General features: G+C 30.5%; 32 protein-coding genes. 16 read left to right on the top strand and 16 right to left on the bottom strand.

Features of this window, described 5'->3' with window-relative positions; translation table 11 throughout:
- Positions 1-13 precede the first annotated feature (13 nt).
- On the bottom strand, positions 14-781 hold the full coding sequence (locus GCU34_RS06335) for a BUD32 family EKC/KEOPS complex subunit (RefSeq protein WP_072784849.1): 768 nt from the start codon (positions 779-781) through the stop codon (positions 14-16).
- A gap of 73 nt (positions 782-854) precedes the next feature.
- Between GCU34_RS06335 and GCU34_RS06340 the strand changes: the two genes are divergently transcribed.
- Both GCU34_RS06340 and GCU34_RS06345 read left to right on the top strand, forming a co-directional pair.
- Entirely contained in the window at positions 855-1,364 is a 510-nt protein-coding gene (locus GCU34_RS06340; protein WP_152378390.1) for a glycosyltransferase, read from the top strand.
- 53 nt (positions 1,365-1,417) lie between these two features.
- The gene (locus GCU34_RS06345) at positions 1,418-1,621 is read left to right on the top strand and encodes a hypothetical protein (RefSeq protein WP_227658750.1); all 204 of its coding nucleotides are present in this window, start codon (positions 1,418-1,420) and stop codon (positions 1,619-1,621) included.
- Between the two features lie 82 nt (positions 1,622-1,703).
- On the opposite strand, the gene GCU34_RS06350 is transcribed toward GCU34_RS06345, so the two are convergent.
- Positions 1,704-2,804 (bottom strand): glycosyltransferase family 4 protein, encoded by a 1,101-nt coding sequence (locus GCU34_RS06350; RefSeq protein WP_072784853.1) that lies wholly within the window; start codon positions 2,802-2,804, stop codon positions 1,704-1,706.
- A 55-nt stretch (positions 2,805-2,859) separates the two neighbouring features.
- On the opposite strand from GCU34_RS06350, the gene GCU34_RS06355 reads away from it, so the two are divergent.
- The 5 genes from GCU34_RS06355 to GCU34_RS06375 all read left to right on the top strand — a co-directional run bounded on the left by GCU34_RS06355 (position 2,860) and on the right by GCU34_RS06375 (position 7,632).
- Positions 2,860-3,429, top strand: coding sequence for an L-threonylcarbamoyladenylate synthase (locus GCU34_RS06355; protein ID WP_072784854.1), 570 nt, complete (start codon positions 2,860-2,862; stop codon positions 3,427-3,429).
- Positions 3,430-3,524: 95 nt separating this feature from the next.
- Positions 3,525-4,949: a CCA tRNA nucleotidyltransferase gene (locus tag GCU34_RS06360; protein ID WP_072784856.1), complete on the top strand. Its 1,425-nt coding sequence runs from the start codon at positions 3,525-3,527 to the stop codon at positions 4,947-4,949.
- Between the two features lie 28 nt (positions 4,950-4,977).
- Positions 4,978-5,487 (top strand): GNAT family N-acetyltransferase, encoded by a 510-nt coding sequence (locus GCU34_RS06365; protein WP_072784858.1) that lies wholly within the window; start codon positions 4,978-4,980, stop codon positions 5,485-5,487.
- 64 nt (positions 5,488-5,551) lie between these two features.
- On the top strand, positions 5,552-6,580 hold the full coding sequence (locus GCU34_RS06370; RefSeq protein ID WP_072784860.1) for a COX15/CtaA family protein: 1,029 nt from the start codon (positions 5,552-5,554) through the stop codon (positions 6,578-6,580).
- 56 nt (positions 6,581-6,636) lie between these two features.
- The gene (locus GCU34_RS06375; protein ID WP_193702262.1) at positions 6,637-7,632 is read left to right on the top strand and encodes a hypothetical protein; all 996 of its coding nucleotides are present in this window, start codon (positions 6,637-6,639) and stop codon (positions 7,630-7,632) included.
- Positions 7,633-7,916: 284 nt separating this feature from the next.
- On the opposite strand, the gene GCU34_RS06380 is transcribed toward GCU34_RS06375, so the two are convergent.
- The 6 genes from GCU34_RS06380 to GCU34_RS06405 form a co-directional block, all read right to left on the bottom strand.
- Positions 7,917-8,687 carry a LytR/AlgR family response regulator transcription factor gene (locus GCU34_RS06380; protein WP_072784864.1) on the bottom strand — a complete coding sequence of 257 codons (771 nt, stop codon included), beginning with the start codon at positions 8,685-8,687 and terminating at the stop codon, positions 7,917-7,919.
- Positions 8,688-8,775: 88 nt separating this feature from the next.
- Complete coding sequence (locus GCU34_RS06385) at positions 8,776-9,078, bottom strand: 2TM domain-containing protein (RefSeq protein WP_072784865.1); 303 nt, start codon at positions 9,076-9,078, stop codon at positions 8,776-8,778.
- A 55-nt stretch (positions 9,079-9,133) separates the two neighbouring features.
- Entirely contained in the window at positions 9,134-9,433 is a 300-nt protein-coding gene (locus GCU34_RS06390) for a 2TM domain-containing protein (RefSeq protein WP_072784866.1), read from the bottom strand.
- Positions 9,434-9,447: 14 nt separating this feature from the next.
- A complete protein-coding gene (locus GCU34_RS06395) occupies positions 9,448-10,779 on the bottom strand; it encodes a 2TM domain-containing protein (protein WP_072784868.1) in 1,332 nt (443 codons plus the stop codon).
- Positions 10,779-11,117 carry a hypothetical protein gene (locus tag GCU34_RS06400; RefSeq protein WP_152378393.1) on the bottom strand — a complete coding sequence of 113 codons (339 nt, stop codon included), beginning with the start codon at positions 11,115-11,117 and terminating at the stop codon, positions 10,779-10,781. Before GCU34_RS06400 ends, GCU34_RS06395 begins: the two co-directional genes overlap by 1 nt.
- Before the next feature lie 35 nt (positions 11,118-11,152).
- A complete protein-coding gene (locus GCU34_RS06405) occupies positions 11,153-11,401 on the bottom strand; it encodes a hypothetical protein (RefSeq protein WP_152378394.1) in 249 nt (82 codons plus the stop codon).
- 119 nt (positions 11,402-11,520) lie between these two features.
- On the opposite strand from GCU34_RS06405, the gene gloA2 reads away from it, so the two are divergent.
- The 6 genes from gloA2 (at position 11,521) to GCU34_RS13905 (ending at position 14,757) form a co-directional block, all read left to right on the top strand.
- Positions 11,521-11,910 (top strand): SMU1112c/YaeR family gloxylase I-like metalloprotein, encoded by a 390-nt coding sequence (gloA2, locus tag GCU34_RS06410; protein ID WP_072784872.1) that lies wholly within the window; start codon positions 11,521-11,523, stop codon positions 11,908-11,910.
- A gap of 65 nt (positions 11,911-11,975) precedes the next feature.
- Complete coding sequence (locus GCU34_RS06415) at positions 11,976-12,506, top strand: IS1096 element passenger TnpR family protein (protein ID WP_072784874.1); 531 nt, start codon at positions 11,976-11,978, stop codon at positions 12,504-12,506.
- A gap of 91 nt (positions 12,507-12,597) precedes the next feature.
- Positions 12,598-13,656 carry a nucleoid-associated protein gene (locus tag GCU34_RS06420; RefSeq protein WP_072784876.1) on the top strand — a complete coding sequence of 353 codons (1,059 nt, stop codon included), beginning with the start codon at positions 12,598-12,600 and terminating at the stop codon, positions 13,654-13,656.
- Positions 13,657-13,806: 150 nt separating this feature from the next.
- Complete coding sequence (locus GCU34_RS06425) at positions 13,807-14,004, top strand: hypothetical protein (RefSeq protein WP_072785113.1); 198 nt, start codon at positions 13,807-13,809, stop codon at positions 14,002-14,004.
- Entirely contained in the window at positions 13,991-14,371 is a 381-nt protein-coding gene (locus tag GCU34_RS13900) for a hypothetical protein (RefSeq protein WP_227658751.1), read from the top strand. Before GCU34_RS06425 ends, GCU34_RS13900 begins: the two co-directional genes overlap by 14 nt.
- Positions 14,368-14,757, top strand: a complete 390-nt coding sequence (locus tag GCU34_RS13905; RefSeq protein WP_227658752.1) for an HNH endonuclease — start codon at positions 14,368-14,370, stop codon at positions 14,755-14,757. The genes GCU34_RS13900 and GCU34_RS13905 overlap by 4 nt, the downstream gene beginning before the upstream one ends.
- A 145-nt stretch (positions 14,758-14,902) precedes the next feature.
- Here the strand turns inward: GCU34_RS13905 and carB are convergent, their stop codons facing one another.
- Both carB and rpmH read right to left on the bottom strand, forming a co-directional pair.
- Positions 14,903-17,758, bottom strand: a complete 2,856-nt coding sequence (gene carB, locus GCU34_RS06435; RefSeq protein WP_072784880.1) for a carbamoyl-phosphate synthase large subunit — start codon at positions 17,756-17,758, stop codon at positions 14,903-14,905.
- Positions 17,759-17,875: 117 nt separating this feature from the next.
- Positions 17,876-18,037, bottom strand: coding sequence for a 50S ribosomal protein L34 (rpmH, locus tag GCU34_RS06440; protein ID WP_007136275.1), 162 nt, complete (start codon positions 18,035-18,037; stop codon positions 17,876-17,878).
- 168 nt (positions 18,038-18,205) lie between these two features.
- Here rpmH and GCU34_RS06445 point away from each other — a divergent pair, with 168 nt between their 5' ends.
- On the top strand, positions 18,206-18,724 hold the full coding sequence (locus GCU34_RS06445) for a DUF2892 domain-containing protein (RefSeq protein ID WP_152378395.1): 519 nt from the start codon (positions 18,206-18,208) through the stop codon (positions 18,722-18,724).
- A gap of 45 nt (positions 18,725-18,769) precedes the next feature.
- Here the strand turns inward: GCU34_RS06445 and GCU34_RS06450 are convergent, their stop codons facing one another.
- Together GCU34_RS06450 and GCU34_RS06455 are read right to left on the bottom strand one after the other, a co-directional pair.
- The gene (locus tag GCU34_RS06450) at positions 18,770-19,639 is read right to left on the bottom strand and encodes a lytic transglycosylase domain-containing protein (protein WP_072784884.1); all 870 of its coding nucleotides are present in this window, start codon (positions 19,637-19,639) and stop codon (positions 18,770-18,772) included.
- Between the two features lie 9 nt (positions 19,640-19,648).
- A complete protein-coding gene (locus GCU34_RS06455) occupies positions 19,649-20,305 on the bottom strand; it encodes an alpha/beta hydrolase (RefSeq protein ID WP_227658753.1) in 657 nt (218 codons plus the stop codon).
- 202 nt (positions 20,306-20,507) lie between these two features.
- On the opposite strand from GCU34_RS06455, the gene GCU34_RS06460 reads away from it, so the two are divergent.
- Positions 20,508-20,789, top strand: a complete 282-nt coding sequence (locus GCU34_RS06460; RefSeq protein ID WP_072784886.1) for a GNAT family N-acetyltransferase — start codon at positions 20,508-20,510, stop codon at positions 20,787-20,789.
- A gap of 52 nt (positions 20,790-20,841) precedes the next feature.
- On the opposite strand, the gene rho is transcribed toward GCU34_RS06460, so the two are convergent.
- Positions 20,842-22,503 (bottom strand): transcription termination factor Rho, encoded by a 1,662-nt coding sequence (gene rho, locus GCU34_RS06465; RefSeq protein ID WP_072784887.1) that lies wholly within the window; start codon positions 22,501-22,503, stop codon positions 20,842-20,844.
- A 196-nt stretch (positions 22,504-22,699) separates the two neighbouring features.
- On the opposite strand from rho, the gene GCU34_RS06470 reads away from it, so the two are divergent.
- Positions 22,700-23,110 carry a DUF4293 domain-containing protein gene (locus GCU34_RS06470; protein ID WP_072784889.1) on the top strand — a complete coding sequence of 137 codons (411 nt, stop codon included), beginning with the start codon at positions 22,700-22,702 and terminating at the stop codon, positions 23,108-23,110.
- A 304-nt stretch (positions 23,111-23,414) separates the two neighbouring features.
- On the opposite strand, the gene GCU34_RS06475 is transcribed toward GCU34_RS06470, so the two are convergent.
- From GCU34_RS06475 to GCU34_RS06485, 3 genes are all read right to left on the bottom strand, one after another.
- Positions 23,415-23,909, bottom strand: a complete 495-nt coding sequence (locus GCU34_RS06475; RefSeq protein WP_072784891.1) for a metallophosphoesterase family protein — start codon at positions 23,907-23,909, stop codon at positions 23,415-23,417.
- A 43-nt stretch (positions 23,910-23,952) separates the two neighbouring features.
- A complete protein-coding gene (locus tag GCU34_RS06480) occupies positions 23,953-24,426 on the bottom strand; it encodes a hypothetical protein (protein ID WP_072784893.1) in 474 nt (157 codons plus the stop codon).
- A 173-nt stretch (positions 24,427-24,599) separates the two neighbouring features.
- The gene (locus tag GCU34_RS06485; RefSeq protein ID WP_152378396.1) at positions 24,600-24,791 is read right to left on the bottom strand and encodes a hypothetical protein; all 192 of its coding nucleotides are present in this window, start codon (positions 24,789-24,791) and stop codon (positions 24,600-24,602) included.
- Positions 24,792-25,401: the final 610 nt, after the last annotated feature.

Raw genomic sequence — 25,401 nt, forward strand, 5'->3', positions numbered from 1 at the left:
AAAAACTAATGTACTACTTTTTCCAGAATTTAATCTTCTTTTTTATTTTCTTTCTTCTATTAAATCGCTCTAGAAAACCATTAGCTTCTTTCATTAACAATTGAAAAAAATCATTTTCGTTTACTTGATACAATTTAGCATATTCTTTTGCTAAAATTGAATTGATATCTTCTTCTGTAGTTAATTTTGCAATATTTCTGGCTCGTTGCTCCATGCTTAAATTAGCATGAAAACTCATTCTATTTAAATCTACCAAATAAAATTGATAATCGTTATCACCAACTTTTTTAATTAAAGTATTTCCTGCAGTATTATCAATAAATTCAATTCCTTCGTTATGAACTTTGAAAAAAAATTGTGCCGTTTGTTTTATTATTTCTTCACGATTTGGATAATTTGGATCGAAAACTAAATTTCTAAACATCAAATCAATATTTTGTTGGTTACTGAAGTAATAACTTTGTTCTAAACCTAAAACTGATTTATTCTCGTAATATGCATAAGGTTGTGGAGTTCCTATTCCTTTTTCTAAAAGTAAAGTAGCATATTCAAATGAGCGTTGCGCTTTCGATTTTCTTATATAACCATAAATAATTGCGTTTAACAAATTCGGTTTTTTAAAAGACTTTACATTTACTTCTGTTCCATCTTCCAAATCAAAGAATTTGATTACATTTCGCTTTTCAGAACCTATTAATTCACCTTCTTTTTTAAATTTATTTAAAATACAATCAAATTGATTTTCTAAATGTTTAAAATTTGGGCGAAAAACTTTCTTCATCTTATTTATTGCTAATAATTGACAAAAGTAAGTTTTTTTATTTATTTGGCTTATTTTTACAAAAAAATAGAATATGTTCAAACATCTTTTAATTACGAGATTTAATCTTAAAAATCCAGAATGGAAACAATTAACTAAAAACAACGAATCGCTTTTAGACGATAGTTGGATGAATGAACGACTAGAATTATTTGCTAATTATTGTTTTCCTTCAGTTAGCAATCAAACCAATCAAAACTTTGAATGGTTGCTGTATTTTGATGTTTCTACAAGCGAAAATCACAAAAATAAAATAGCAGAAATTATTGGTAATAAAACCAATATCAAAAGTTTCTTTATTGACGGAATGCCTGTTTTTAATGAAAGTATTATAAAATATGTTGAAGAAAATATTTCGACAGAGTATTTAATTACCTCGAGAATTGACAATGACGATTGTATTCACAAGGATTTTATAAACGAAATTCAGAAGCATTTCGACAAACAAGATTTCTTAGCTATTGATAATATTGAAGGTTATACTTTACAAATTGAACCTAATTTTATTTTGGGTAAAAAGAACACATTTTCAATCCTTTTATAAGTTTAATTGAGAAAAATGACCAACCTAAAACGGTTTGGCATTATGTTCACAATATGTGGAAAAAAGAACCTCGATTAATTCACGTAACTGAAAAAAGACTTTGGCTTTCTGTTATTCACGGAAAAAACAAAGTAAATGAGTTTGATGGTTATGGAAACATAAAATGGAATTCTTTAAAAAATGATTTTATAGTTTCGGATAAAGTTTCTCAAAAATTGAGAACGACCAATTGCCGTTCTCAAAATGGTGGTTTTTAAGCCTTCGAAATTTTTTATATGTAAAACGTGTTTTATTAAGTAAACAACTTAAAAAAATGTTAGGCGTTTATAAGAAATAATTTTATTTACAAACCGATTTTAATTCGTTAAACATTTTCTTAGCAATGACTTCTTTAGTAAAATTATTTACAAGGAATTCATAACCTTTTTGTTTAAATTTTTCTTGTAATTCTGTGTTCGCTAGAAGTTCTTCAACTTTATCTGCAAAAGAGATTGGGTTACCAACTTCCGCTAAAAATCCGGTTTCGTTTTCAACTACAACTTCAGGAATTCCACCAGCTTTAGCGGCTACAATTGGCACTTTACATGCGTAAGACTCTAATAAAACGCCTCCTGTTGGTTCATTGTTTGATGTAAACATAAACAAATCGAATTCTGGTAAAATTTCGGGAATATCGCGTCTAAAACCTGTAAAAATAATTTCGTTTTCTAAACCTAATTCTTTTACTTGCGCTCTAACTTCTTGTTCTAAGGAACCTTTACCTACTAAAATATATTTGGCTTTAACACCTCTTTTTACAAGTTCTGCAACTGTATTTACCCAAGTTTTATGATCTTTAAAACCAGTAAATTCAGCTATATTTCCAATAATTTTATAATCCTCAGGAATATTAAACTCTTTATGTAAAAGTCCAGTTTTTTCTTGTTTTTTAAACTTATTAATATCGGTTACACTTCCTACAACACAAAGCTTACTATGATCTTTAACTGCAAATTTTAAAACATCTACAACTGGCCCCGAAACACAAATAATCTTCTTAATACCTTTATAATTGTATTTCCATTTTCTTAAAAGATTAGTATCTACTCTTCTTATTAAGGTTCTACACAATACTAAAGGAGCTTTTAATCCATAAAACATTGCCGATAAAACCGCCAAAGTATGCGATTGACTATTGTGAATGAAAACTACATCAGCATTTTTCTCTTTTGCAATTTGACTCAGTTTTTTTGCATATTTTAAATCATATTCCGATTTGTATTCTAAAGTAATAACATTCATTCCTTTTTCTAAAGCTACCCTTTGAACTTCAGAACCTTCACTACAAATTATCCATTGATCTTCTACATAGCCAAAATCTTTAAACGCTTCATATAAATAAATAATTTTTTGTTCGTGGCCACGCCATCCCATTGAAGCTGTTAATTGAATTAATTTCATTTATTTAAGAATTTACTCCAAAAGTAATACTTTTGTATAAAGTTTCATATTTACAATGATTGATATTCAGAAAGAAACCCAAAACGCTTTAGAAGTAATCAAAAACGGTGGCATTATCCTTTACCCAACAGATACTGTTTGGGGCATTGGTTGTGATGCTTCAAATGAAGAGGCTGTTAAGAAAATTTTTGCTTTAAAACAACGTGAAGAAAGTAAGAGCATGATTGTTCTCGTTAATGGCGAACGTATGTTATATCAAGTTTTTAATGAATTACCTCAAGTAGCTTGGGATATATGGGATAACTCTAAAAAACCAACCACATTAATTTTAGACAAACCAAAAAATGTTGCCAAAAACATTATCGCAGAAGACAACACGTTAGGTGTACGCATGGTTTCTGAGGAATTTTGCTATAAATTAATGGAACGAATGAAACGACCATTAGTTTCAACTTCGGCTAATATTTCTGGGGAACCTACACCAAAATCTTTCAAAGAAATTTCTCCTGAAATTATAAAAGGTGTGGACTATGTTGTAAATTTGCATCACGATAAAATTTGTGACAAACCTTCTACGATTATTAAGCTTACCCTTGATAGTCAAGTGAAGATTATTAGAAAATAAGACAATTTATAAATGTGTCAATTAGTCAATGTGCCAATAAGTCAATTTAAACTGTGACTGAAAACTGTGACTGAGACTATAACATTCCTGAATTCGTGGCTTTAAACTATAGAGAACATTTAAATAACAAAATATTCAAAATCATCACACAAGCTGCACATGAGCTTCAATTAGAATCTTATGTAATTGGCGGATTTGTTCGTGATATTTTACTACAACGAGACCACAAAAAAGATATTGATATTGTTGCTGTTGGTAGCGGCATCGATTTGGCTTTAAAAGTTTCTTCTTTGTTACCAAATACTCCTAAAGTTCAAGTTTTTAAAAATTATGGAACCGCCATGTTACGCTACAAAGACATGGATGTTGAGTTTGTGGGTGCTCGTAAAGAAAGTTATAATTTTGAAAGCCGAAATCCAGTTGTAGAAAACGGGACGCTGAAAGACGATCAGGAACGTCGCGATTTTACGATAAATGCTTTAGCTTTTTCGCTTAACGAAAATAATTTTGGTGATTTAGTCGATCCTTTTGGTGGCGTTCAAGATTTAGAGAACAAAATCATTCGTACACCTTTAAATCCAGATATTACCTATTCTGACGACCCCTTGCGAATGATGCGTGCCATTCGTTTTGCTACACAATTGCAGTTTGAAATTGAAAAAGATTCACTTGATGCGATTACTCGTAATGCGGAACGCATCAAAATCATTTCTGGAGAACGAATTGTAGACGAATTGAATAAAATTTTGGCAACGCCAAAACCTTCAATTGGCTTTTTATTATTACATAAAACTGGTCTTTTAGATATAATTCTTCCTGAATTAACCGCTTTGAACAATGTGGAAGAAGTAGAAGGTCATACACACAAAAACAATTTTTACCACACGTTAGAAGTTGTCGACAATATTTGTCCGAATACAGAAGATCTATGGTTACGCTGGTCGGCATTACTTCACGATATTGGCAAAGCACCAACAAAGAAATTTCATAAAAAACAAGGTTGGACCTTTCACGGACATGAATTTTTAGGTGGAAAAATGGTGAAGAAAATTTTCATGCGTTTGCATATGCCTTTGAACCAAAAAATGAAATTTGTTCAAAAAATGGTCATGATGAGTTCGCGACCAATTGTTTTAGCGCAAGAAGAAGTAACAGATTCAGCTGTGCGTCGTTTGGTTTTTGATGCTGGTGAAGATGTGGAAGATTTAATGACACTATGTGAAGCCGATATTACGACAAAAAATCCGAAGAAATTTCAGAAATACCACAACAACTTCAAGATTGTTCGTACTAAAATTGTAGAAGTAGAAGAAAAAGATAGAGTTCGTAATTTTCAACCCCCAATTGATGGAGAAGAAATTATGCAATTATTTAATTTGAAACCTGGAAGGGAAATTGGCGTTTTAAAAGAAGCAGTCAAAGAAGCTATTTTAGAAGGTGAAATTCCAAATGAATATGATGCTGCTTACCAATTTGTTTTGGCAAGAGCCGAAAAAATGGGGTTAAAATCAGTTAGATAAAGTTTCAATTAGCCAATGTATTGAAAATATGAAAAACTTTACTTTTAGAAAAGCGGTTATAGAAGATAAAAATAGTATTTGGAACATCATTCAACAGGCTATTTTAAGAAGAAAAGCTGATGGAAGTAATCAATGGCAAGATGATTATCCTAATGAACAATCTATCGAAAATGATATTGTTACTGATTTTGGTTTTGTTTTAGTTAATGAAGAAAAAATTATTGGTTATTGTGCAGTAATTATAAACTACGAACCAGCTTATGATGCTATTGAAGGTAAATGGTTAACCAATGATGATTTTGTTGTAATTCATAGAATTGCAATTGATGAAAACTACTTAGGACAAGGTTTATCAGGAAAAATTATAGAAAACGTTGAAAAGTTGGCTAAAAAAAACAATATTTTCAGTGTAAAAGTAGATACAAACTTTGACAACATTGCTATGATGAAAATATTTGAAAAAAGAGGATATCAATATTGTGGCGAAGTCTATTTTAGAGGAAGTGCTAGAAGAGCTTATGAAAAAGTTTTAAAATAAATTATGATTTGTTTTCATAGTTAAAAAACCAAATCGAGTAATTTTATAAAAATTAAATTTAAAAATGAAATCGAATAAACCAGTCATTTTTTGGCTACTTTCAGGTTGTGTGTTACTTTTTATAATGGTAATGGTTGGCGGTATTACTCGTTTAACTAATTCGGGTTTATCAATGACCGATTGGCATTTAATTACTGATACTTTTCCACCTACAACAGAAGAAAAATGGAATGAAGCTTTTGAAGCTTACAAAACCTTTCCTGAATACCAAAAAATTAACCAATACAAAACAGGCGGGTTTCATTTAGAAGATTACAAATTCATTTATTTCTGGGAATGGTTTCACCGTTTTATCGGCCGAATCATTGGAATCGTTTTCATAATTCCTTTTATCTACTTTTTAGCGAAAAATAAATTAGACAAAGAAACCATCAAAAAATGCATTATACTTTTAGTAATGGGTGGTTTTCAAGGCTTTTTAGGTTGGTTTATGGTAAAAAGCGGACTAATAGATAATCCTGATGTAAGTCACTTTCGTTTAGCATTACACTTAACGTTTGCTTTTATTACGTTTGCATACACACTTTGGGTAGCTTTAGATTTAATTTATCCTGAAAAAACGGAAACACTTTATCCGCAATTAAAGAAAATAGCTCGAATTGCATTAATTGTTTTAATTATGCAGATTATATGGGGTGGATTTGTAGCTGGTTTAAACGCAGGTTTGGTTCACAATTATTGGCCATTAATGAGTGACGGACAATTTTTTCACGAAAGTATTTTATTAGAACAATCTAACTTTTTAAAAGCCATTGTCGAAGGAAAAAGCGGTGTACAATTTTTCCACAGAACGTTTGCTTATGTTGTGGTTTTCTTGATGGTTTTATTGTATTTCAAAAGCAAAAAAGTCGCTTTAAACTCACAACAACAAAAAGGAATCATTCTATTACAAATTGTAGTTTTATTACAATTTACTTTAGGCGTTTTAACACTGTTGTTTCACGTTCCACTTTGGTTAGGATTAGCACATCAATTAGTTGCTTTTGGATTATTAACTACAATGGTTTACACCTTGCATCGATTGAGTAAATAACTAAACTTGTAACAATTATTCACTTCAATCGTTTTAATTAAATAAAACCAACTATTATGAAGTGTTTAAAAGTTCTATTCAGTTTATTTTTTGTTTTTTCAATTAGCATTGGAAATGCTTGTAGTATGTATAAAATAACCAAAAATGGTAAAACATTTGTGGGTTGTAATCATGATGCTTGGTTAACAACTCCACAAATTTGGTTTGAAATTGGAACAGAAAATTCACCATACGGTACAGTTTTTACAGGTTCAAGATTTGATGGAGAGAATGGTTATGCACCACAATCTGGAATGAATGAACACGGTTTAGTTTTTTCGCGTTTAGCTTCTTATCATCCAAAAATTGAAAATTCAATAATGGATTCTAGAACAAAAATTACTAATCCAACATTCTATCTAAAAGACATTCTTCACAAATGTAAAACTATAGCTGAAGTAAAAGCTTATATTGAAAAATATGACCAAAGCTTGTTTATAGAAGATGTTTTTATTTACATCGACAAATCGGGCGATTATATTGTGGTGGAACCTTATAAAATCATTGAAGGAAACGACCCAACTTATGTTTTAGCTAATTTTTGTCCGTCTATTACTTCTGAAGATGATGCAAGACGAATAGAGCGTTATAAAAAGGGTTCTGACTTTTTAAAAATTAATTACGAAGCTAATTTAGACTTTTGCAGAAGTGTTTCTGATACCATGCATGTTTGTCGCGATAAAATTGGCGATGGAACTTTAATAACTTCCATTTTTGATTCGACTAAAGGAACGGTAAACATTTACTTTTATCACGATTACAACCATACTGTTCAGTATAATTTAAAAGATGAATTAGCCAAAGGAAATCATATTTTAAAAGTTGATGATTTATTTCCCAAGAATGAAGAATTTGAAAAACTTATACAATTTAAAACACCAAAAAACTCAAATGCAATCCGAATGTTCCTTTTACTAATTGGTTTGTTCTTTTTGGCAAATTCTCTTTATTTCCTTATCAACTATTTTAGAACAAGAAAACAAAAAAACACAATTGGGTTAAATTATTTTTAATCCTAATTGGTCCTTTTTTATTCTATTTCATGTTCATTTTGAATACCAATACCAATATTTTTTATTTTCCTGCTCCTTATTATGATTCTCATAGCGTAACGGTGACTTTAGCTTCTTATTTACCACATTTATTGGTAATTGCAATTATTCCGTTACTGATAATAAATTATAGAATAATTAAGGAAAAATCATGGAAAACATTTTCATTGCTAACATTCAGCATAAACAATGTTTTGTACTTAGTTTTAATCGGATTTTTTGTGTATTGGCAAATGTTTTTCTAATTACCCAATCCAATCTTTAAATTCGTTTACACGCTCGCGAGCTACAATTACCTCATCTTCTTTATAAGTTGGGAGAATGAGTTTTAAACGCGAATTGGTATGCATTTGAATTTCTTTAATCGCCTTTAACGGAACAATGAATTTTCTATTGATTCGGAAGAAATCTTTTGGTTTTAATTCGCTTTCAACGACTTCTAAAGAACTATCGACCAAATAATCTCGATTGTCTAGCGTGTGTAAATACGTTCCTTTATTTTCACTGTAAAAACATTCGACCTCATCGATAGCAATGACTTTAATTTGGTTTCCAACTTTTACAGAAAAACGTTCTTTATATTCCTTTTCTACCGGATTAACCAACATTCGCTTTATCGCTTCAAAATCTAAAGTTGCAATAGAATTCTTTTGAAATTGATTTTTGAATTTTGAAATAGCAACTTCTAATTCGTCTTCGTCAATAGGTTTTAGTAAATAATCGATGCTGTTCAATTTAAAAGCGCGTAAAGCATATTCATCATAAGCGGTTGTAAAAATAATAGCACTTTGCAATGGTTTGCCAACTTTATCAAAATGTTCGAAAATTTCAAAAGACAAACCATCAGACAATTGAATGTCTAGAAAAATTAAATCGGGTTGTGCGTTATTTGAAAACCAATTTATCGCTTCTTCAACAGAATGTAACATTTGGTTAACAGCAAAACCTAATTTTTCAACTTTTCGTTGCAACAATCGTGCTGCTGGTTTTTCGTCTTCTATAATAATGATGTTCATTTTTTTTGCTTTAAGCTTAAAGCATTATGCCATAAGCAGTTTTATAAAACATTTTCAAATTTTCAAATTAACCTATTATCAAATCAACTTATTGTCGCATCGATTTCTCTTTCTCCATAAATTCTCTAATTTTTCTCTCTTCCCAATCTTTTCCTAAAAGATAATTAGGTAAAAAAACCGACAATCCATGCGATAAAAGTCCGATTCCCCAAAATAATGGTGTCATTAATGTTCGCCATTGAAAAATGCTTTCTCCAGCAGGAATTTCTCTTGCGTTTATAACAAAGATCATAATATTTACAACAACATAAATGGTTGCGTGTGTATAAAATCCTTTGATTCTTTTTACTCTTTTTTGTGCTTCTTTATATCTTATTTCTTCTGATGTCATGATGTTTTGAATTATAAATTATTAATTATGAGTTTAAAATACTTTTTACTTAAAACTATTCCCACTTGTTTTTTTGATCTTTATCCATTAATTCGTCAATCTTTCTTTTTTCCCAATCTTTCCCAAAAAATGGAACTACTTTAAAAGCGGCTAATCCGTGAAATAAAAGTCCGATTCCCCATCCAAAAGCCGACCATAAAAACCATAAATATTGTGGTGAAAATCTTAGATTTATATAAATCATAAAACCTGTACACAAAATGTAAACCAACAAATGTCTATAAAAACTCTTGATTTCTTTTACTTGTTTTTTTGCTTCTTCGTAACGTTCGTATTCCGATTTATAGTTGCTCATTGTTTATTTTTTAATTAGTTAAAACGTTTGTTCTCTTTATCTTTATTCATAATTTCATTAATCTTTTTCTCTTCCCAATCTTGGGCAAAACCAAAAGTTTGAAATCCGTGAAAAACCAATCCCATTCCCCAACCTAATGCTGGAAACCAAAACCATTGAAAATCGGATGTTTTGTAGTTAATAAAAAATAAGAACGGTATTACTAAGCAATACGAAATTAAACTGCTATAAAATTCTTTAATCTTTTTTACTTTGTCTTTGGCTCTTATATAAGCCATATCTTCGTTGTACGTTTCTATTGTTTGCATGATATTTACTTGTTTAGTCAAAATAGGAAGTTTTATGCGAAACACTTTATCTGTTTCTAAAACTGAAACTTTTCTATCAGTTAGAATGGCATATCGATTTACAATATTTTGTAAGCCTACACCTTTTCTGTCTTGTAAAACTTCTTTCTTTTGTTTGTTATTTTCTACTATTAATTCGTTATTCTCGATATAAATTTTAATGTGAAGCGGTTTTTGTTCGCTCACAATATTGTGTTTGATACAGTTTTCCAATAGTAACTGTAACGAAAGCGGCACTACTCTAGCTTCAATATTTTCAAAATCATTTGGTAATTCAAATGAAATACTATTTTCAAATCTCATTTTTAAGAGATTCATGTACGTTTTTGCAAAAGCTAATTCTTCTTGAACTGTTACCAATTCTTTATCGCGCTGTTCCAAAACATATCGATATACTTTTGATAACGAAGTGGTGAACCTTTGCGCGTTATCCGGATTTTCTTCAATTAAAGAACTTAAAACATTTAAACTGTTGAACAAAAAATGTGGATCGAGCTGATTTTTTAAACTTTCGAACTGTGCCGAAGCTGTTCCAGCAATAATCTTTTCTTGTTTAACTCGGTTTTCTTGGTAGTTTTTATAAAAATAAATTAAGTGTACAATTAACGTAACCACTAGCGTTATTATCATGGCTACAACATAATTGGAAACCGTTTCTTCTTTAAAAAATTCTTCTAAGCTTAATTTTTCGACTAAAACTTCTTCAAAAATTCTCAGAAAGAAAATTGCAATTCCTGAAATTAAAAACGAAGCTAAAAATCCTATTACCAATCTTTTTAAATGAAATCTATTTTTTTCAAAGTACTTATCGAGTTGTATAAAAACTATTGCATTAGCAAAATACAAGACCAAACTGTATAATATTGTAAAAATGAAATTGAATTTTAAAGCATCAAAATCGGGTAATTGTAAATTGTAGACATAATTAATCGCCTGAATTACAATAAAAATTATAACCCCAATACCAATAGCTTTTATAAGTTCTTTTTGAATATTCATTAGTTTTTACATTGTTTAATTTTACTCTGTGCAATTGGTAAACCCCAACTTGGATGCCATTTACTTTCAGGTTTAAAGGTAGCAAAAAGTTCAATAGCGTGTTCTAGTTCTTTACAGTACTCGCTTGTATCTTGACCAAAATACTGTGCTTTTCCCATGTTGTACATTGTTTTTTGTAAAACTACTCTTGGGTTGTTTGGCGCTAACTGTGTCGCTTTTTGAAATATATATTCAACATCTAACGAATAACGCTGACCAAACTCAAATGGATCAAACACTATCCAACCTGTATTAATTAACGCTTGTGTTAGTAAAACTTCAGCATTTTCGGGTTGCATTTTATTAATCTTGTCCTGATTTTTTTGTGCTGCTTCTAAAAAGCTTTCATCTTTACTAAATCATTTCTGTTTTCTAATGCTTGTGTTGCATTCATTAAAGAAAGATAATAATACGGTAACCAATTCTCAGTTTCTTTTTTTACTTCATTCTGAAATAAAACCTTCGCTTGAGCTGTTTCATTCTGATTAAACAAAGTAACAGCTTCTTCAAAATTACTTAATTTGTTTTGTGCCGATAACATGCTTACTATTAGTAATGCAATAAAAGTGATAATTCGTGTCATAATATTTAGTTTTTTCTGATTTACAAGACAAAGTTGCAACACTTGCTCCACCTTTTAAAAAACAACTTACCGAATTGTAGAATTTGAAGGATGAATTGTAAATTGCACAAAAATTAACGATGCTTCAGCTAAAAAAAGTCCACCATATTGCCATTATTTGTTCTAATTATGAACGTTCTAAAAAATTCTATACCGAAATTTTGGGTTTGCAAATTATTCGCGAAGTATATCGTGAGGAACGCGATTCTTACAAACTCGATTTAGCAATTGGTGATAATTATGTAATCGAACTTTTTTCGTTTCCAAATCCGCCCAAGAGAACTTCAAGACCAGAAGCTTGCGGTTTACGACATTTAGCTTTTGAAGTAGAAGATATTCAAGAAACTCATAATCTTTGCATAAAGAATAATATTAAAGCAGAAACTATTCGCATTGATAAATTTACCAACAAAAAATTCTTTTTTAGTAACGACCCTGATAATCTACCAATTGAGTTTTATGAAAAATAAACTTCAAAATTTAAAAAAGTAAAGTCTAAAATTATGCTTACTTTTGTGTTTCAAATATTCAAAATATGATTTACAAATTTAGAGCTATTCTCGATGCAGAAGAGGATATTTTTAGAGATATTGCTATAGAAAAAGAAGCTTCTTTAGAAGACTTACATAATGCTATTGTGAATGCTTTCGGGTTCGACGGAAGCGAAATGGCAGCTTTTTACACTTGTGATGAAGACTGGACACAAGACGAAGAAATTCCGTTGTTTGACACTGGAGATGTTCCAGGTGAAATGCGTATTATGAACGATTTTGTTCTAGAAGATATTTTACACCAAGACCAAACTAAAATTATTTATGTTTATGATTTCTTCAACATGTGGACATTCTTAGTAGAATTGGGCGCAATTGAAGAAAAAGAAGACGGCGAAAGCTACCCTGCTTTATTGTTTTCTCACGGTCAATTACCAACACAAGCTCCTGACATGAATTTTGAAGGCGAAGATTTCGGTTCTGAATTTGAAGACGATTACGACGATGAAGATTTCGATATGTTCGATGGCGACGATAGCTTCGAAGATTTTGGATTTGAAGAGAATTGGAACTAAACTAATACGACAATAAGTCTATGTGGCAATTTGCCAATGACTTTTTAATAAATGGCACATCGACTAATTGACTAATTGACACATTAATAAAATGATCAATCTATATAACACGCACATAGAAAACCTATCGATTCACCGAGTAGGAAATAAAAGTAAAAATGAAGGTTTATACTTATCGGAAGCGCCTTATGCTTTAAACGATGAAATTACGCCTTTATTAAAAGAATTTTTCTTTAAACCATTTCGCGATAAAGAAGAAAACTATTATCAGTTTGCGCACGATGTGGATTTAGAATACAACGAAATGTACAATTTTGTAACGGAAATTTTCAACAATCCGTCGCAAGTACACGAAATTTCTAAAAAGATAAATCAACATTTATACGAGCAATCCAACCATCCACACATTAAAAGTGGCGAAGTGTATGTTACCTATTTAACACATTTAACCATCGATAACAATCCTGTTGATGCTATTGGCGTTTTCAAAAGTGAAATTAAAACAGATTTCTTACAGTTTGAAGAAAACAACAGCAGTTTAGAAATGGTGTTACAACAAGGCATTAACTTAAACAAGTTAGACAAAGGTTGTATCATTTTCAATTATAAAAAAGAAGAAGGTTACAAAATTTTAACCGTAGATAGCAATCGTTACGATGCACGTTATTGGTTAGAGCATTTCTTATCGGTTGATGTTTTTGAAGACGAAAACTTCATGACTAAAAAATACTTACAGTTTTGTAAAGATTTCGCTAAAGATGTGGTATTACCTGCCGAAGACAAACAACAAGAAGTTTTGTTTATGAATCGTGCTATTAATCACTTTGCAAAAAACGATGAGTTTGAAGAAACGGCTTTCTTAAACGAAGTAATGGAAAACCCTGAGTTTATTCCTGAGTTTAAAAACTACAAAGTAGACAAAGGTGCCAAATACAGCATTGAAGATGTTTCCAACTTCCCTATTTCGAACCCAGCGGTGACGGATGCGCGTAAGAAAATTAAAAATACGATACAACTTGATACCAACATACAAATTAAGCTCGACTTTATTAACCCGGAAAGCGCTGAGAAATTTGTAGAAAAAGGTTGGGACGAAGAAAAACAAATGTATTATTATCTGGTATATTTTAACAAAGAACAAAAGAGTTAATGCTCAATTTATATACTTAAAAATCCTTCTTGAAAAAGAGGGATTTTTTGTTAATAAGTTTGTAATGATTAAAATTTAATTTTTATCATCAAAATTGTAAATTGCATTATGCAATATTACCATTAAATAATAATGAATATTAAAAATGTAATGACAAGAGAAGATTTTATGAGGTTTTTTCGTAACACTGAAAAGTTAAATGAATTAACTGTTGATGACAGGATAGAAATTTTTAGAACAATTTTAGTTGGTAGTTCAGATTTAACTAAAGATTTATTAAATGAAATTTTAGGAGATTATAACGTTAATAATCTTGAAATAATTGAAGTAACAAATGATAAAATCTAAAAATTGGACAAAAGAAGAAACAATTGTTGCTTTCAATGTTTATTGTAAAATACCTTTTAAAAGTAGCAGTAAAAATCATCCAACAATTATAAAATATGCTAATATAATTGGTAGAAGTCCATCTGCACTTAATATGAAAGTTGGTAACTTTGGTAGACTTGATCCAGAATTAAAAAAACAAGGAATTGTAGGATTAGGGAATGGGAGTAAACTTGATGAGATTGTTTGGAATGAGTTTAATGGAAATTGGGAGAACTTAGCTTATGAAAGTGAATTATTAATCGCTAAATTTCAAAATAAAAAATTGATGATATTATTGATGATGAAGTTCTTGAATTCCCAATTGGAAAAGAGAGAGAAACTTTGATAAAACAAAGAGTAAATCAAAACTTCTTTCGTTCAACAATACTTTCTTCTTATAATTTAAAATGTTGCATTACGGGATTATCTGTTTCTGAATTTTTAGTTGCAAGTCACATAATTCCTTGGAAAAAAGATGAAAAAAATCGTTTAAATCCTCATAATGGATTGTGTCTAAATTCAATTCATGACAAAGCATTTGATAAAGGTTTTATAACAATTACTCCTGACTATAAAATAAAGATTTCAAAAAAGTTTGATGATTTCAAAAAAGATATTGCAGTTCCAGATTTCTTTTTGAAATATGAAAATCAACCAATTATTTTACCAGATAGATTTCTTCCTTCAAAAGAATTTTTAAATTGGCATTACTCAAATATCTTTAAAAAATAAAGGTGAAAAGAGTGAATCTTATACCCCCCACTACCGCACAAATCCCTTCTCGTTAAAAAATACCCTTTACAAAGCTAGTTGAATCGGATTTACAATCCGTGCAACCTAAAATAAAAAGCTCCGCAATTGCGAAGCTTTTTTATTTTTATCTTGTTAAGTACATTTTTCTTCTTGAGTACAATTCGTAGAATTGGTCGTCTTTTAAATCGTCTATAAACAAAATACTTTCACCTGTCGATTTCATTTCTGGCCCTAAGGATTTGTTTACATTCGGGAATTTATTGAAAGAGAAAACCGGTTGCTTAATGGCATATCCTTTTAATTGTGGGTTAAAAGTAAAATCGGTAACTTTCTTCTCACCTAACATTACTTTAGTCGCATAATTTACATAAGGCTCTCCATAGGCTTTTGCGATAAAAGGAACCGTACGAGATGCTCTAGGATTTGCTTCAATAATGTAAACCGTATCATCTTTTACTGCAAACTGAATATTGATTAAACCAACAGTTTTTAAAGCTTTAGCAATTTTATGCGTGTGATCTTTAATTTGTTGCATTACAAACTCACCCAAGTTAAATGGCGGTAAAGTTGCGTTACTATCGCCCGAGTGAACTCCACAAGGTTCAATATGCTCCATAATTCCGATGATGTATACATTGCCATCGGCATCACAAATGGCATCTGCTTCTGCTTCAATAGCACCATCTAAATAATGGTCTAACAATAATTTGTTATTCGGAATATGTTTTAAAATCTCGATTACGTGTTCTTCTAACTCTTGTTTGTTGATTACAATTTTCATTCCTTGTCCACCTAATACATAAGAAGGACGCACTAATAATGGGAAATCTAAAGTATCCGCTAATTTTGATGCTTCTTCAGCATTTTCAGCTACACCAAACTTAGGGAACGGAATATTCAAGTTCGTTAACAATTCTGAAAAACGTCCTCTATCTTCCGCTAAATCTAATGCTTCAAATGAAGTTCCAATAATTTTTACTCCATTTTTCGATAACTTATCTGCTAATTTTAAAGCAGTTTGTCCACCTAACTGAACAATTACACCTTCAGGTTTTTCATGCTGAATGATGTCGTAAATATGTTCCCAAAATACAGGTTCGAAATATAATTTATCAGCAGTATCAAAATCTGTTGAAACCGTTTCAGGATTACAGTTAATCATGATGGTTTCGTAACCAATTTCTTTAGCTGCTAAAACTCCGTGTACACAAGAGTAATCAAACTCAATCCCTTGTCCAATACGGTTTGGTCCAGAACCTAAAACTACTACTTTCTTTTTATCAGTAACAATGCTTTCATTGGCAACATAACGCGTTCCATCTGCTTTTTCAATTTCCGCTTCAAAAGTCGAGTAATAATAAGGTGTTTGAGCTTTAAATTCAGCGGCACAAGTATCTACTAATTTATATACACGCTTCACGCCCATTTCTTCACGCAATTTGTACACTTGGCTTTCCAAGCATCCCATCATGTGCGCAATTTGACGGTCACCATAACCTTTTTGTTTTGCTTCAAGCAATAATTCTTTAGGCAACGTGTCTATTTTATATTTTGAAATTTCTTTTTCTAAGTGGAATAATTCTTCGTATTGCTTTAAGAACCACATATCAATCTTCGTGATTTCGTGGATTCTACTTAATGGAATTCCCATCGCAATAGCATCATAAATTACGAAAACTCTATCCCAACTTGCGTAAGTAAGTTTTTCGATAATTTGCTCATAATTTTTATAACCTTTACCGTCAGCACCTAAACCATTACGTTTAATTTCTAATGATTGTGTTGCTTTATGTAAAGCTTCTTGGAACGAACGTCCAATTCCCATTACTTCCCCTACCGATTTCATTTGAAGTCCTAATGTTCTATCAGCACCTTCAAATTTATCAAAGTTCCAACGAGGTATTTTTACAATTACATAATCTAATGTTGGCTCGAATAAAGCCGAAGTCGATTTTGTAATTTGATTGTTTAATTCGTCTAACGTATAACCTAACGCTAATTTTGTAGCAATTTTAGCAATTGGATAACCCGTTGCTTTACTTGCTAATGCCGAAGAACGCGATACACGTGGATTAATTTCAATTGCAATAATATCTTCCTTATCATCAGGACTAACTGCAAACTGAACGTTACATCCACCAGCAAAATCACCAATACTTCGCATCATTTTAATCGCCATATCACGCATTTTCTGGAAAGTCGTATCCGATAATGTCATGGCTGGTGCTACAGTAATACTATCTCCAGTATGAATTCCCATTGGATCCATATTTTCAATCGTACATATAATTACCACATTATCGTTAGCATCGCGAAGTAATTCTAATTCATATTCTTTCCAACCTAAAAGTGCTTTATCAATCATAACCTCGTGGATAGGAGAAACTTCTAATCCGTGAGTTAATAATTTATCGTAATCTTTTTCTTCGTAAACAATTGCTGCTCCTGCTCCACCTAAAGTGAACGAAGAACGAATACACAATGGAAAACCAAACTTTTGTGCAATTTCTTTACCTTTTAAGAAAGAGTTTGCTGTAGCTTGTGGCGCCATTGGAACGCCAATTTTTTCCATTAAATTTCTAAACTGCTCACGATCTTCCGTAATGTTAATAGCATCAATATCTACACCTATTAACTTTACACCAAAATCTTTCCAAATTCCTTTTTCATCTGCTTCAATACATAAATTTAAAGCAGTTTGTCCACCCATTGTAGGTAAAACAGCATCAATTTGCGGATGCGCTTTTAAAATTTCGATGATTGATTTTGTGGTAAGCGGTTTCAAATACACATGATCAGCCATTGAAGGATCTGTCATGATGGTTGCAGGATTTGAATTAATTAAAACTGTCTCAATTCCATCTTCACGTAAAGATCGTAAAGATTGTGACCCAGAATAATCGAACTCGCACGCTTGTCCGATAACAATTGGCCCTGATCCAATAATTAAAACCGATTTAATAGAATTGTCTTTTGGCATTGTATTGTGTTGTTGTTTAAGTTGTTGTGTTTAGTGTTTAGTGTTAAAATTCAAATATAAAAAAAAGGTGTCACTAATAAAAAGTAACACCTCTATTTTATGCTAGGTAAAAGAACATTATTTTTTGTGTCTTGGTTCACAAGAAACAGTTAATTTGTGTCTTCCTTTAGCTCTTCTACGAGCAAGCACTTTTCTTCCGTTAGCAGAAGCCATTCTATCCATGAAACCGTGCTTGTTTCTTCTTTTTCTTTTTGATGGTTGAAATGTTCTCTTACTCATTGCTTGTATTTTTAAATTCTAATAATAAAATCTACTTTAAACTCTAGTGGTTACCGTTTTCCGAAAACCGAGTGCAAATATACAAAGACTTTTTTCATTAGCAAGTACTTTTTTAAAAATATTTTTAATTGATTTTATTACCTTTGCCTCTCATTAAAAAAATAGATCATGTTTAACAAAAATATTAAATTAGTTTTAATTGTACTAATCGTAGCGTTTGCAGTTTATCAATTCACAGAAAACAACATAGGAAATGGTATTTTCTTATTATTACTAACTGTGTTTCCAGCCTTTTTTTATTTTAAAAACGAATTTATTTTATTGGCTTTCCTTAAATTAAGAAAGCAAGATATGGATGGAGCTAAAAAATGGTTAGATAAAATTTCGAATCCTGAAGGCGCTTTAGTAAAGAAACAACAAGGTTACTATAACTATTTAAATGGTATTATGGTATCGCAAACTAATTTATCGCAAGCAGAAAAATATTTCAAAAAAGCAATTGAGTTAGGTTTATCAATGGATCAAGACTTAGCTTTAGCTAAATTACAATTGGCAGGAATTGCTATGACAAAGAGAAGAAAAATTGAAGCTGAAAAATTATTAGCGGAAGCAAAAAAACTTGACAAACACAATATGTTGAAAGATCAAATTAAAATGATGCAACAACAAATGAAAAAATCTAAATAAAAAAGGGCAATTTTAAAATTGCCCTTTTTTATTATTCTATCTTATTTAAAATCCTGAAGTTGGAATTACGATTTCATATTTTTTACCTGATTTATTTAGTAACTTAGAATCGCGCATCCATTGATTGTGTAACTTTAAAACTTTATAATTTATTCCTTGTCCCTTTGCAAAAGCTACCAAATCATTTATGGTAGTATCTACTTCAACTTTACGAACAGGTACATTTTTATACAACATCTCGTTCGGAATTACAAAACCGTATTGATCAGGATTTTGCATAATTTCTTTTAAAGCTAAAATTCTGAATACATAACGAGAGGTTTCTTCTGGCAATAATAAATCGTAAAAAGTTTCTACTTCTTGCTCATTTAAACGTCTTGAAACTCCGCCCATTCCACCATTATAAGAAGCTGCAGCAAGTGTCCAATTTCCGAATTTATTCTTAGCATCTAATAAATATTCACACGCTGCTTGAGTTGATTTCTCTAAATCGTATCTTTCATCTACATAATCGTTCACTTCTAAACCTTTTTCTTTTGCTGTTGCAGGCATAAATTGCCAAACACCGCGAGCTCCAGCTGGAGAAACTGCATTTACTAAACTACTTTCAATTACTGCCAAATATTTAAAATCATCTGGAATTCCATTCTTTTTTAAAATAGGTTCAATAATTGGAAACACTCTATTTGCGCGTTTAATTACTAAAGTCGTGTTGGTATGATAATTTATATTAGTTACCATCTCTCTATCTAAACGTTCTTGTACATCGGCAATTGCATAAGGTACGCTTTCGCCAGCAAAATCCATTTGTTTTGGATAATTTACATGAACCGTTTCTTTAATTTTTGTAGCTGTAGCAAAAATAAACATTCCGCTAACTGCCATAATTCCCGCAATCATTACAATCTTTTTCATAATCTGTTTTTAATTTTCAAGTATTAATTTAGGTAAATTTTCATTTAACCATTTGAATTTATTAATTATCATCACATGAGTTCCACCTGGCACTGGAATATAATCTTTTATATATTCGGGAGGAAAAACTTCATCTTTATCTCCGTGAACATGCACAACATCTTCCTTTGGTTTAGAACGCGACCACAAAATAACATTTTCAATCGCCCAATCCAAATATTTTTTATCGCGCATATTCAAAAACTTCTCATAAAGCTTTAATCGTTTATTAATTGATTCTCCGAAAGAAAATTTTGCTAAAGCTTCAATATTTGAGATTAAACCAGTTGGAATCAATTTATATGCCAATGTTTTCTTCGCAAATTTCATTCGTCTTGGCATTTCTTTATTCGATTTAACACTCGAAATAATTATTACTTTTCTCGCTGAAATGAATTCGCTCATTTCTTGCACTAAAATTCCACCGAAGGAAACTCCAACTAAAACTGGGTTTTCATGTTTTACATCGCCACACATTCTCTTTGCATATTCTTGCAACGTTTCTTTTTCTAATGGAATTTTCCATTCTAACAAAACCATTTCAAATTGATCTTCAGGTAAAACAATATTTTCAAAAATTGCTGTACTTGCCGCCAAACCTGGCATAAAGTAAACTGGTATTCTCATTTATTTTTTTTATAAATTTATTTAAATCAAAGTGACTAAAATATTTTTTTATGATAATTTTTTGCTAAAAAATTTAGTTAATTCGAAGTAATTTGGTTAATACTTTGATAGTCGATTGTAAATTAGTACCTTTGCATAAGATTTAAAAACTACTCTTTTAAGTCGTTCACAATTTCTAAAAACACTTTATTTTTATAGCAAAATGGAAATAAAAGACAATGAACTATTACGTCAATTTGAAGTAAACACTGAAGAAGGTTTAATTGCAATTGAGTACTCTTTACAAGAACGAAAAATATTTTTAACTAAGTTTTGTAGCAACGGTAATGAAGATTTAGATTTTCATAATGAATTTATCAAAAATGTATTAGATATTGCCGAAAGCAAAAAATTAAAAGTTGTCCCTACTCACGCTAAAATTATTTCTTTCTTTAGAAAAAATAGACGTTATCAAGAAATGTTACCTCCAGGCATTAAAATTTAATCATTAAAATCTAAATAAAAAAGCCGATTTTAAAATCGGCTTTTTTTATTATTTATTCATTCATCGAAATTAAGAACTCTTCGTTGTTTCTTGTTTTCTTAAATCTGTCGAAAATAAAATCCATTGCTTCAACGGGATTCATATCTGCTAAATATTTTCGCATAATCCACATTCTTTGAATCGTTTTTTCATCTAATAATAAATCGTCGCGACGTGTACTAGATGACACTAAATCAATTGCAGGGAAAATACGTTTATTAGCAATTCTTCTATCTAACTGAAGTTCCATGTTGCCAGTTCCTTTGAATTCTTCAAAGATTACTTCATCCATTTTAGAACCCGTTTCTGTAAGTGCTGTTGCAATAATACTTAATGAACCGCCATTTTCTACATTACGAGCCGCTCCAAAGAAACGTTTTGGTTTTTGTAAAGCATTCGCATCAACACCACCACTCAACACTTTTCCTGATGCTGGTTGTACTGTATTATAAGCACGAGCCAAACGTGTAATTGAATCTAATAAAATAACAACATCATGACCACATTCTGTTAAACGCTTTGCCTTTTCTAAAACAATATTAGCAATTTTAACGTGCTCTTGTGGTTCTCTATCGAAAGTTGACGCTACAACTTCTGCTTTTACACTTCGTTGCATATCTGTAACCTCTTCTGGTCTTTCATCAATTAGTAAAACAATCATGTATACTTCAGGATGATTTGCTGCAATTGCATTAGCCACATCTTTCAATAACATTGTTTTACCTGTTTTAGGCTGCGCTACAATCATACCACGCTGACCTTTCCCAATTGGCGAAAACAAATCGATAACACGAGTAGAAATTGTACTACTTCTTTCTGCTAAATTGAATTTCTCTTTAGGGAAAATTGGAGTTAAATGCTCAAATGAAATTCTATCGCGAACAACTTGAGGATCAAATCCGTTTATTTTTAAAACTTTAACTAGTGGGAAATATTTTTCTCCTTCTTTTGGAGGACGCACTACTCCTTTTACTGTATCACCCGTTTTTAAACCAAATAATCTAATTTGAGATTGTGATAAATAAATATCATCTGGCGATGCTAAATAGTTATAATCTGAAGAACGTAAAAATCCGTAACCATCAGGCATCATTTCTAAAACACCTTCACTTTCGATAATTCCATCAAATTCATAATCTGGCTCACGATAATTAGGTTTAGCGTTTCCACCACCGTTATTATTTGCAGCTTGATTATTCTTTTTATAACTAGGATGATTGGGATTATTTTGATTAGCCTTGATAATTTGTTGTTGACGGGCGTCTAACTTTTTATCATTATCAGCTTCTGTTGGTTTGCTTTCAGTTGGGGCTTTTTCAGCAAGTTTTGGTTCTTCAAGAGGTAATTCTGGTTGTTTTGTATTTTTTACAGGTCTTTTGGGTTTTTCTTTTACTTCTTTAACCTCTTTAACTTCTTCTTGGTCTTTTGGAACTATTCTTTCAGTACTTTCGCTTTCAACTTTTGCAGAGATTCTTAGTCTTTTGGGTTTTACTGCAGTTTTTTCTTCAACTTGCTCTTCTTTTTTAACAGTTTCAGGATTAGCAGCTTGCATATCTAAAATCTGATAAATAAGTTCGTCTTTTTTTAAAGATCGATACTTTTTTATCTGAGCAACTTTTGCAATTTCTTGCAAATCAGAGAGTTTCATCTCCTTTAATACTTCAATATCAAACATGAATAGTATGTAATAAATTTATCTATGAATAATTTTTGGTTGTGCTAAAAAAATGATGAGATTTTTTTGATGCTTTAGAAATCGTAAAATGAAGTACTTACGATTTTGTCTTGCAATATTACAAATAAAAATGAAGAAAACAATAGTTTTTTAAAAAAGAAACTATATTTTTGCTCCACTAGATTTTGATTTACACATGTTACAAAGAATTCAAACCATATATCTTTTACTAAGCGCAATTGCTTGTGGTGTATTGCCGTTTGTTTTTTCTTTATGGACAGAAGAAAGTGGTAAAGTAATTTACGGTACTGATTTAACTACTAGTATTGTTTTATTTGCTGCAAGTACTTTGTTAAGCGTTATTAGTATTTTTAGTTTTACAAAGAGACAAAATCAATTTGTGTTAAACAGATTGAACATGATATTTAACTTTATTTTACTAGGATTTTTTGTGTATCGAACGCTAAGCTTATCCGGAGAAGCGGAAGTTTCTGAGAAGGGTATTGGGGTTGTTCTTCCGGCCATTTCTATCGTGCTTCTTGTTCTTGCGAACAAAGCAATTAAAAAGGACGAAGACCTCGTAAAATCAGTGGATCGATTGCGATAAACCTAACATCTTAGTTTATTAGTGCGTTAAAATCCGGAACCAATGGTTTCGGATTTTTTTATTTACTTAACTTTTCTTTACTCGCATAAAGAAAAGTTACAAAAGAAATGCGTTTATTTTCTTTTTACGAGGAATTTTTAAATTTCATTTAAAACCAACTGAAAAACTTTGCGTCACTTTGTTCCTGAATTCAAAGCTTTTTCAGTTTATTCTGCGTAAAAAGTTTTTAAAGCTTCGCTTTAAATTAACCAAATCTATTAAATACTATAAACTGAAACTAAGAACTGAGACTGTAGACTAAAAATCACTTCTTCCCCAATTCAATAACTTCTAAATTCTGAATTTTATCACCTTCAATTTCAAAACGAAGCATTGTTCGCACTTGATGAAATCCGTGTTTTCCAGCCGCTCCGGGATTCATATGTATCAAATTCAGTTTTTTATCAAACTGTACTTTTAATATATGGGAATGTCCGCAAATAAAAAGTTTAGGCGGATTTTTACGAATTTCTTCTCGTATTGCTGGACTGTATTTATCGGGATAACCTCCTATATGGGTAATCCAAACATCTACACCATCAATTATAAAACGATTGTGCAATGGAAATTCTAATCGCGCTTCGTGATTATCTATATTTCCAAAAACAGCACGTAAAGGCTTTATTTTTTTTATAGTATCGGTTACAACTAAATCTCCAATATCGCCAGCATGCCAAACCTCATCAGCTTGTTGAACATATTTTAAAATTTGCTCATCTATATGACTGTGGGTATCGGAAAGCAATAAGATTTTTTTCATTGAACAAAAATATAAAAATATTTAAGCCAAATATTTTAAACAATTATCTGTAAGCTCTAAAAGTTCCATTTGTAATTTCAATTGTATCTCCATTTTCGTCTTCACCCACAAAAGAAAAAGACCCTTTAATATATTCTTCATCAAATTCTGTCACTTCAAAAATTCCACTCGTAGCAGTATATATCATATCATCAATCCAAAAATCTGCATTATACAAAGTTTCAAGATTATTATCCGTTGGAAAATCATCTGTTATTGTATGACTTCCATTAACGGGATTAATTGGCATCCATAATGAAATTCTTTTATAAGCATTGTTAGTGTTTTGCTCTGCCATAATCAATCGTTGAAGAGATGAGATTGTTGTAGGGTTTAAATCGTAATTAATCCCACTAACTGTAAATCTAACATAAAGTTGATTATTACCATTATTTGATGAATCAGAATCATTATCAGAAGAACAAGAACTAAAACTTATTGAAAATAAGATTAAGAATAAAAAAGTTAATTTTTTCATGGTATTTTTTTATAGTTAGTTTCAAAAATAGTATATTTTTTTGGTTAAGATAATCTCACAAAGGTTTAATTTTTATTATTATTTGTTCTACAATACTATTCGAGTAAAATAAAAAGTAGATATTAATAAAAAATATATGATTAAGTATGATAGTGTAATTAAAGAAGCGATTTTTAAGTTCTAAAATCTTCTAACTCTTCTTTAGAAATATTGGCAAATTTTGCATAATCAGAAAATGTTATGCGATGATGTTTTTCTTTCTTAAAATACAATCGAATGTCTTCAATAACATCACGACCTTTTCTCTCGCTACAACCTTCAATGTTGGCAATATCTTTTGCTGTTATAATTATTCTTTTTGGCACACCTTTCATGACAAAATAATCCTCTAAAGATTGAAATATCCTTTTTCTTAATATTCATAAGTTGCTATTTGTGGTTAAACTTTTTTACAAATTTAAAACGAGAAAAGATAATAACAAAACCAAACTTTTTAACAAAAATCACTAGTTTTCAACATTTTTTATTAAAAATTATTACATTTAATACAAAATTGCAAAAAGAAAATGCAAATTACTGTTACAATAAAATTTTTTAATAAACAATAAGATGTAATACTACTAAACTTTGTTTTATTTCATGAAAAGTTAATCTTATAATATATTTGAACTAAAAAATCTAGATTGCATAACTTAAAAATCAAATCAAAAAACCGTTAATTTCCTATTCTTTATAACAAAAAGAACTTTCAGGGCCCATTGCAAATAAAATTGCAAAAGTTTTATTTAGCGAAAAAATATTTTAAGAATCGCTTTCAATCAAGTGAAGTAAATGACAAATAGCTTAAAAGAATAATAAGTCTTTAAAACAGCTAAGAATTTTATTTTTACTATTATTTACAACATTTAAAATCCTTTAATTTTATTGAAAATAAAAAAAGAGACTAAATTTCCGAGGACTGCCGTAGCAAGCTCC

Origin of the sequence: Flavobacterium haoranii (assembly GCF_009363055.1) — a bacterium.
GTDB lineage: Bacteria > Bacteroidota > Bacteroidia > Flavobacteriales > Flavobacteriaceae > Flavobacterium > Flavobacterium haoranii.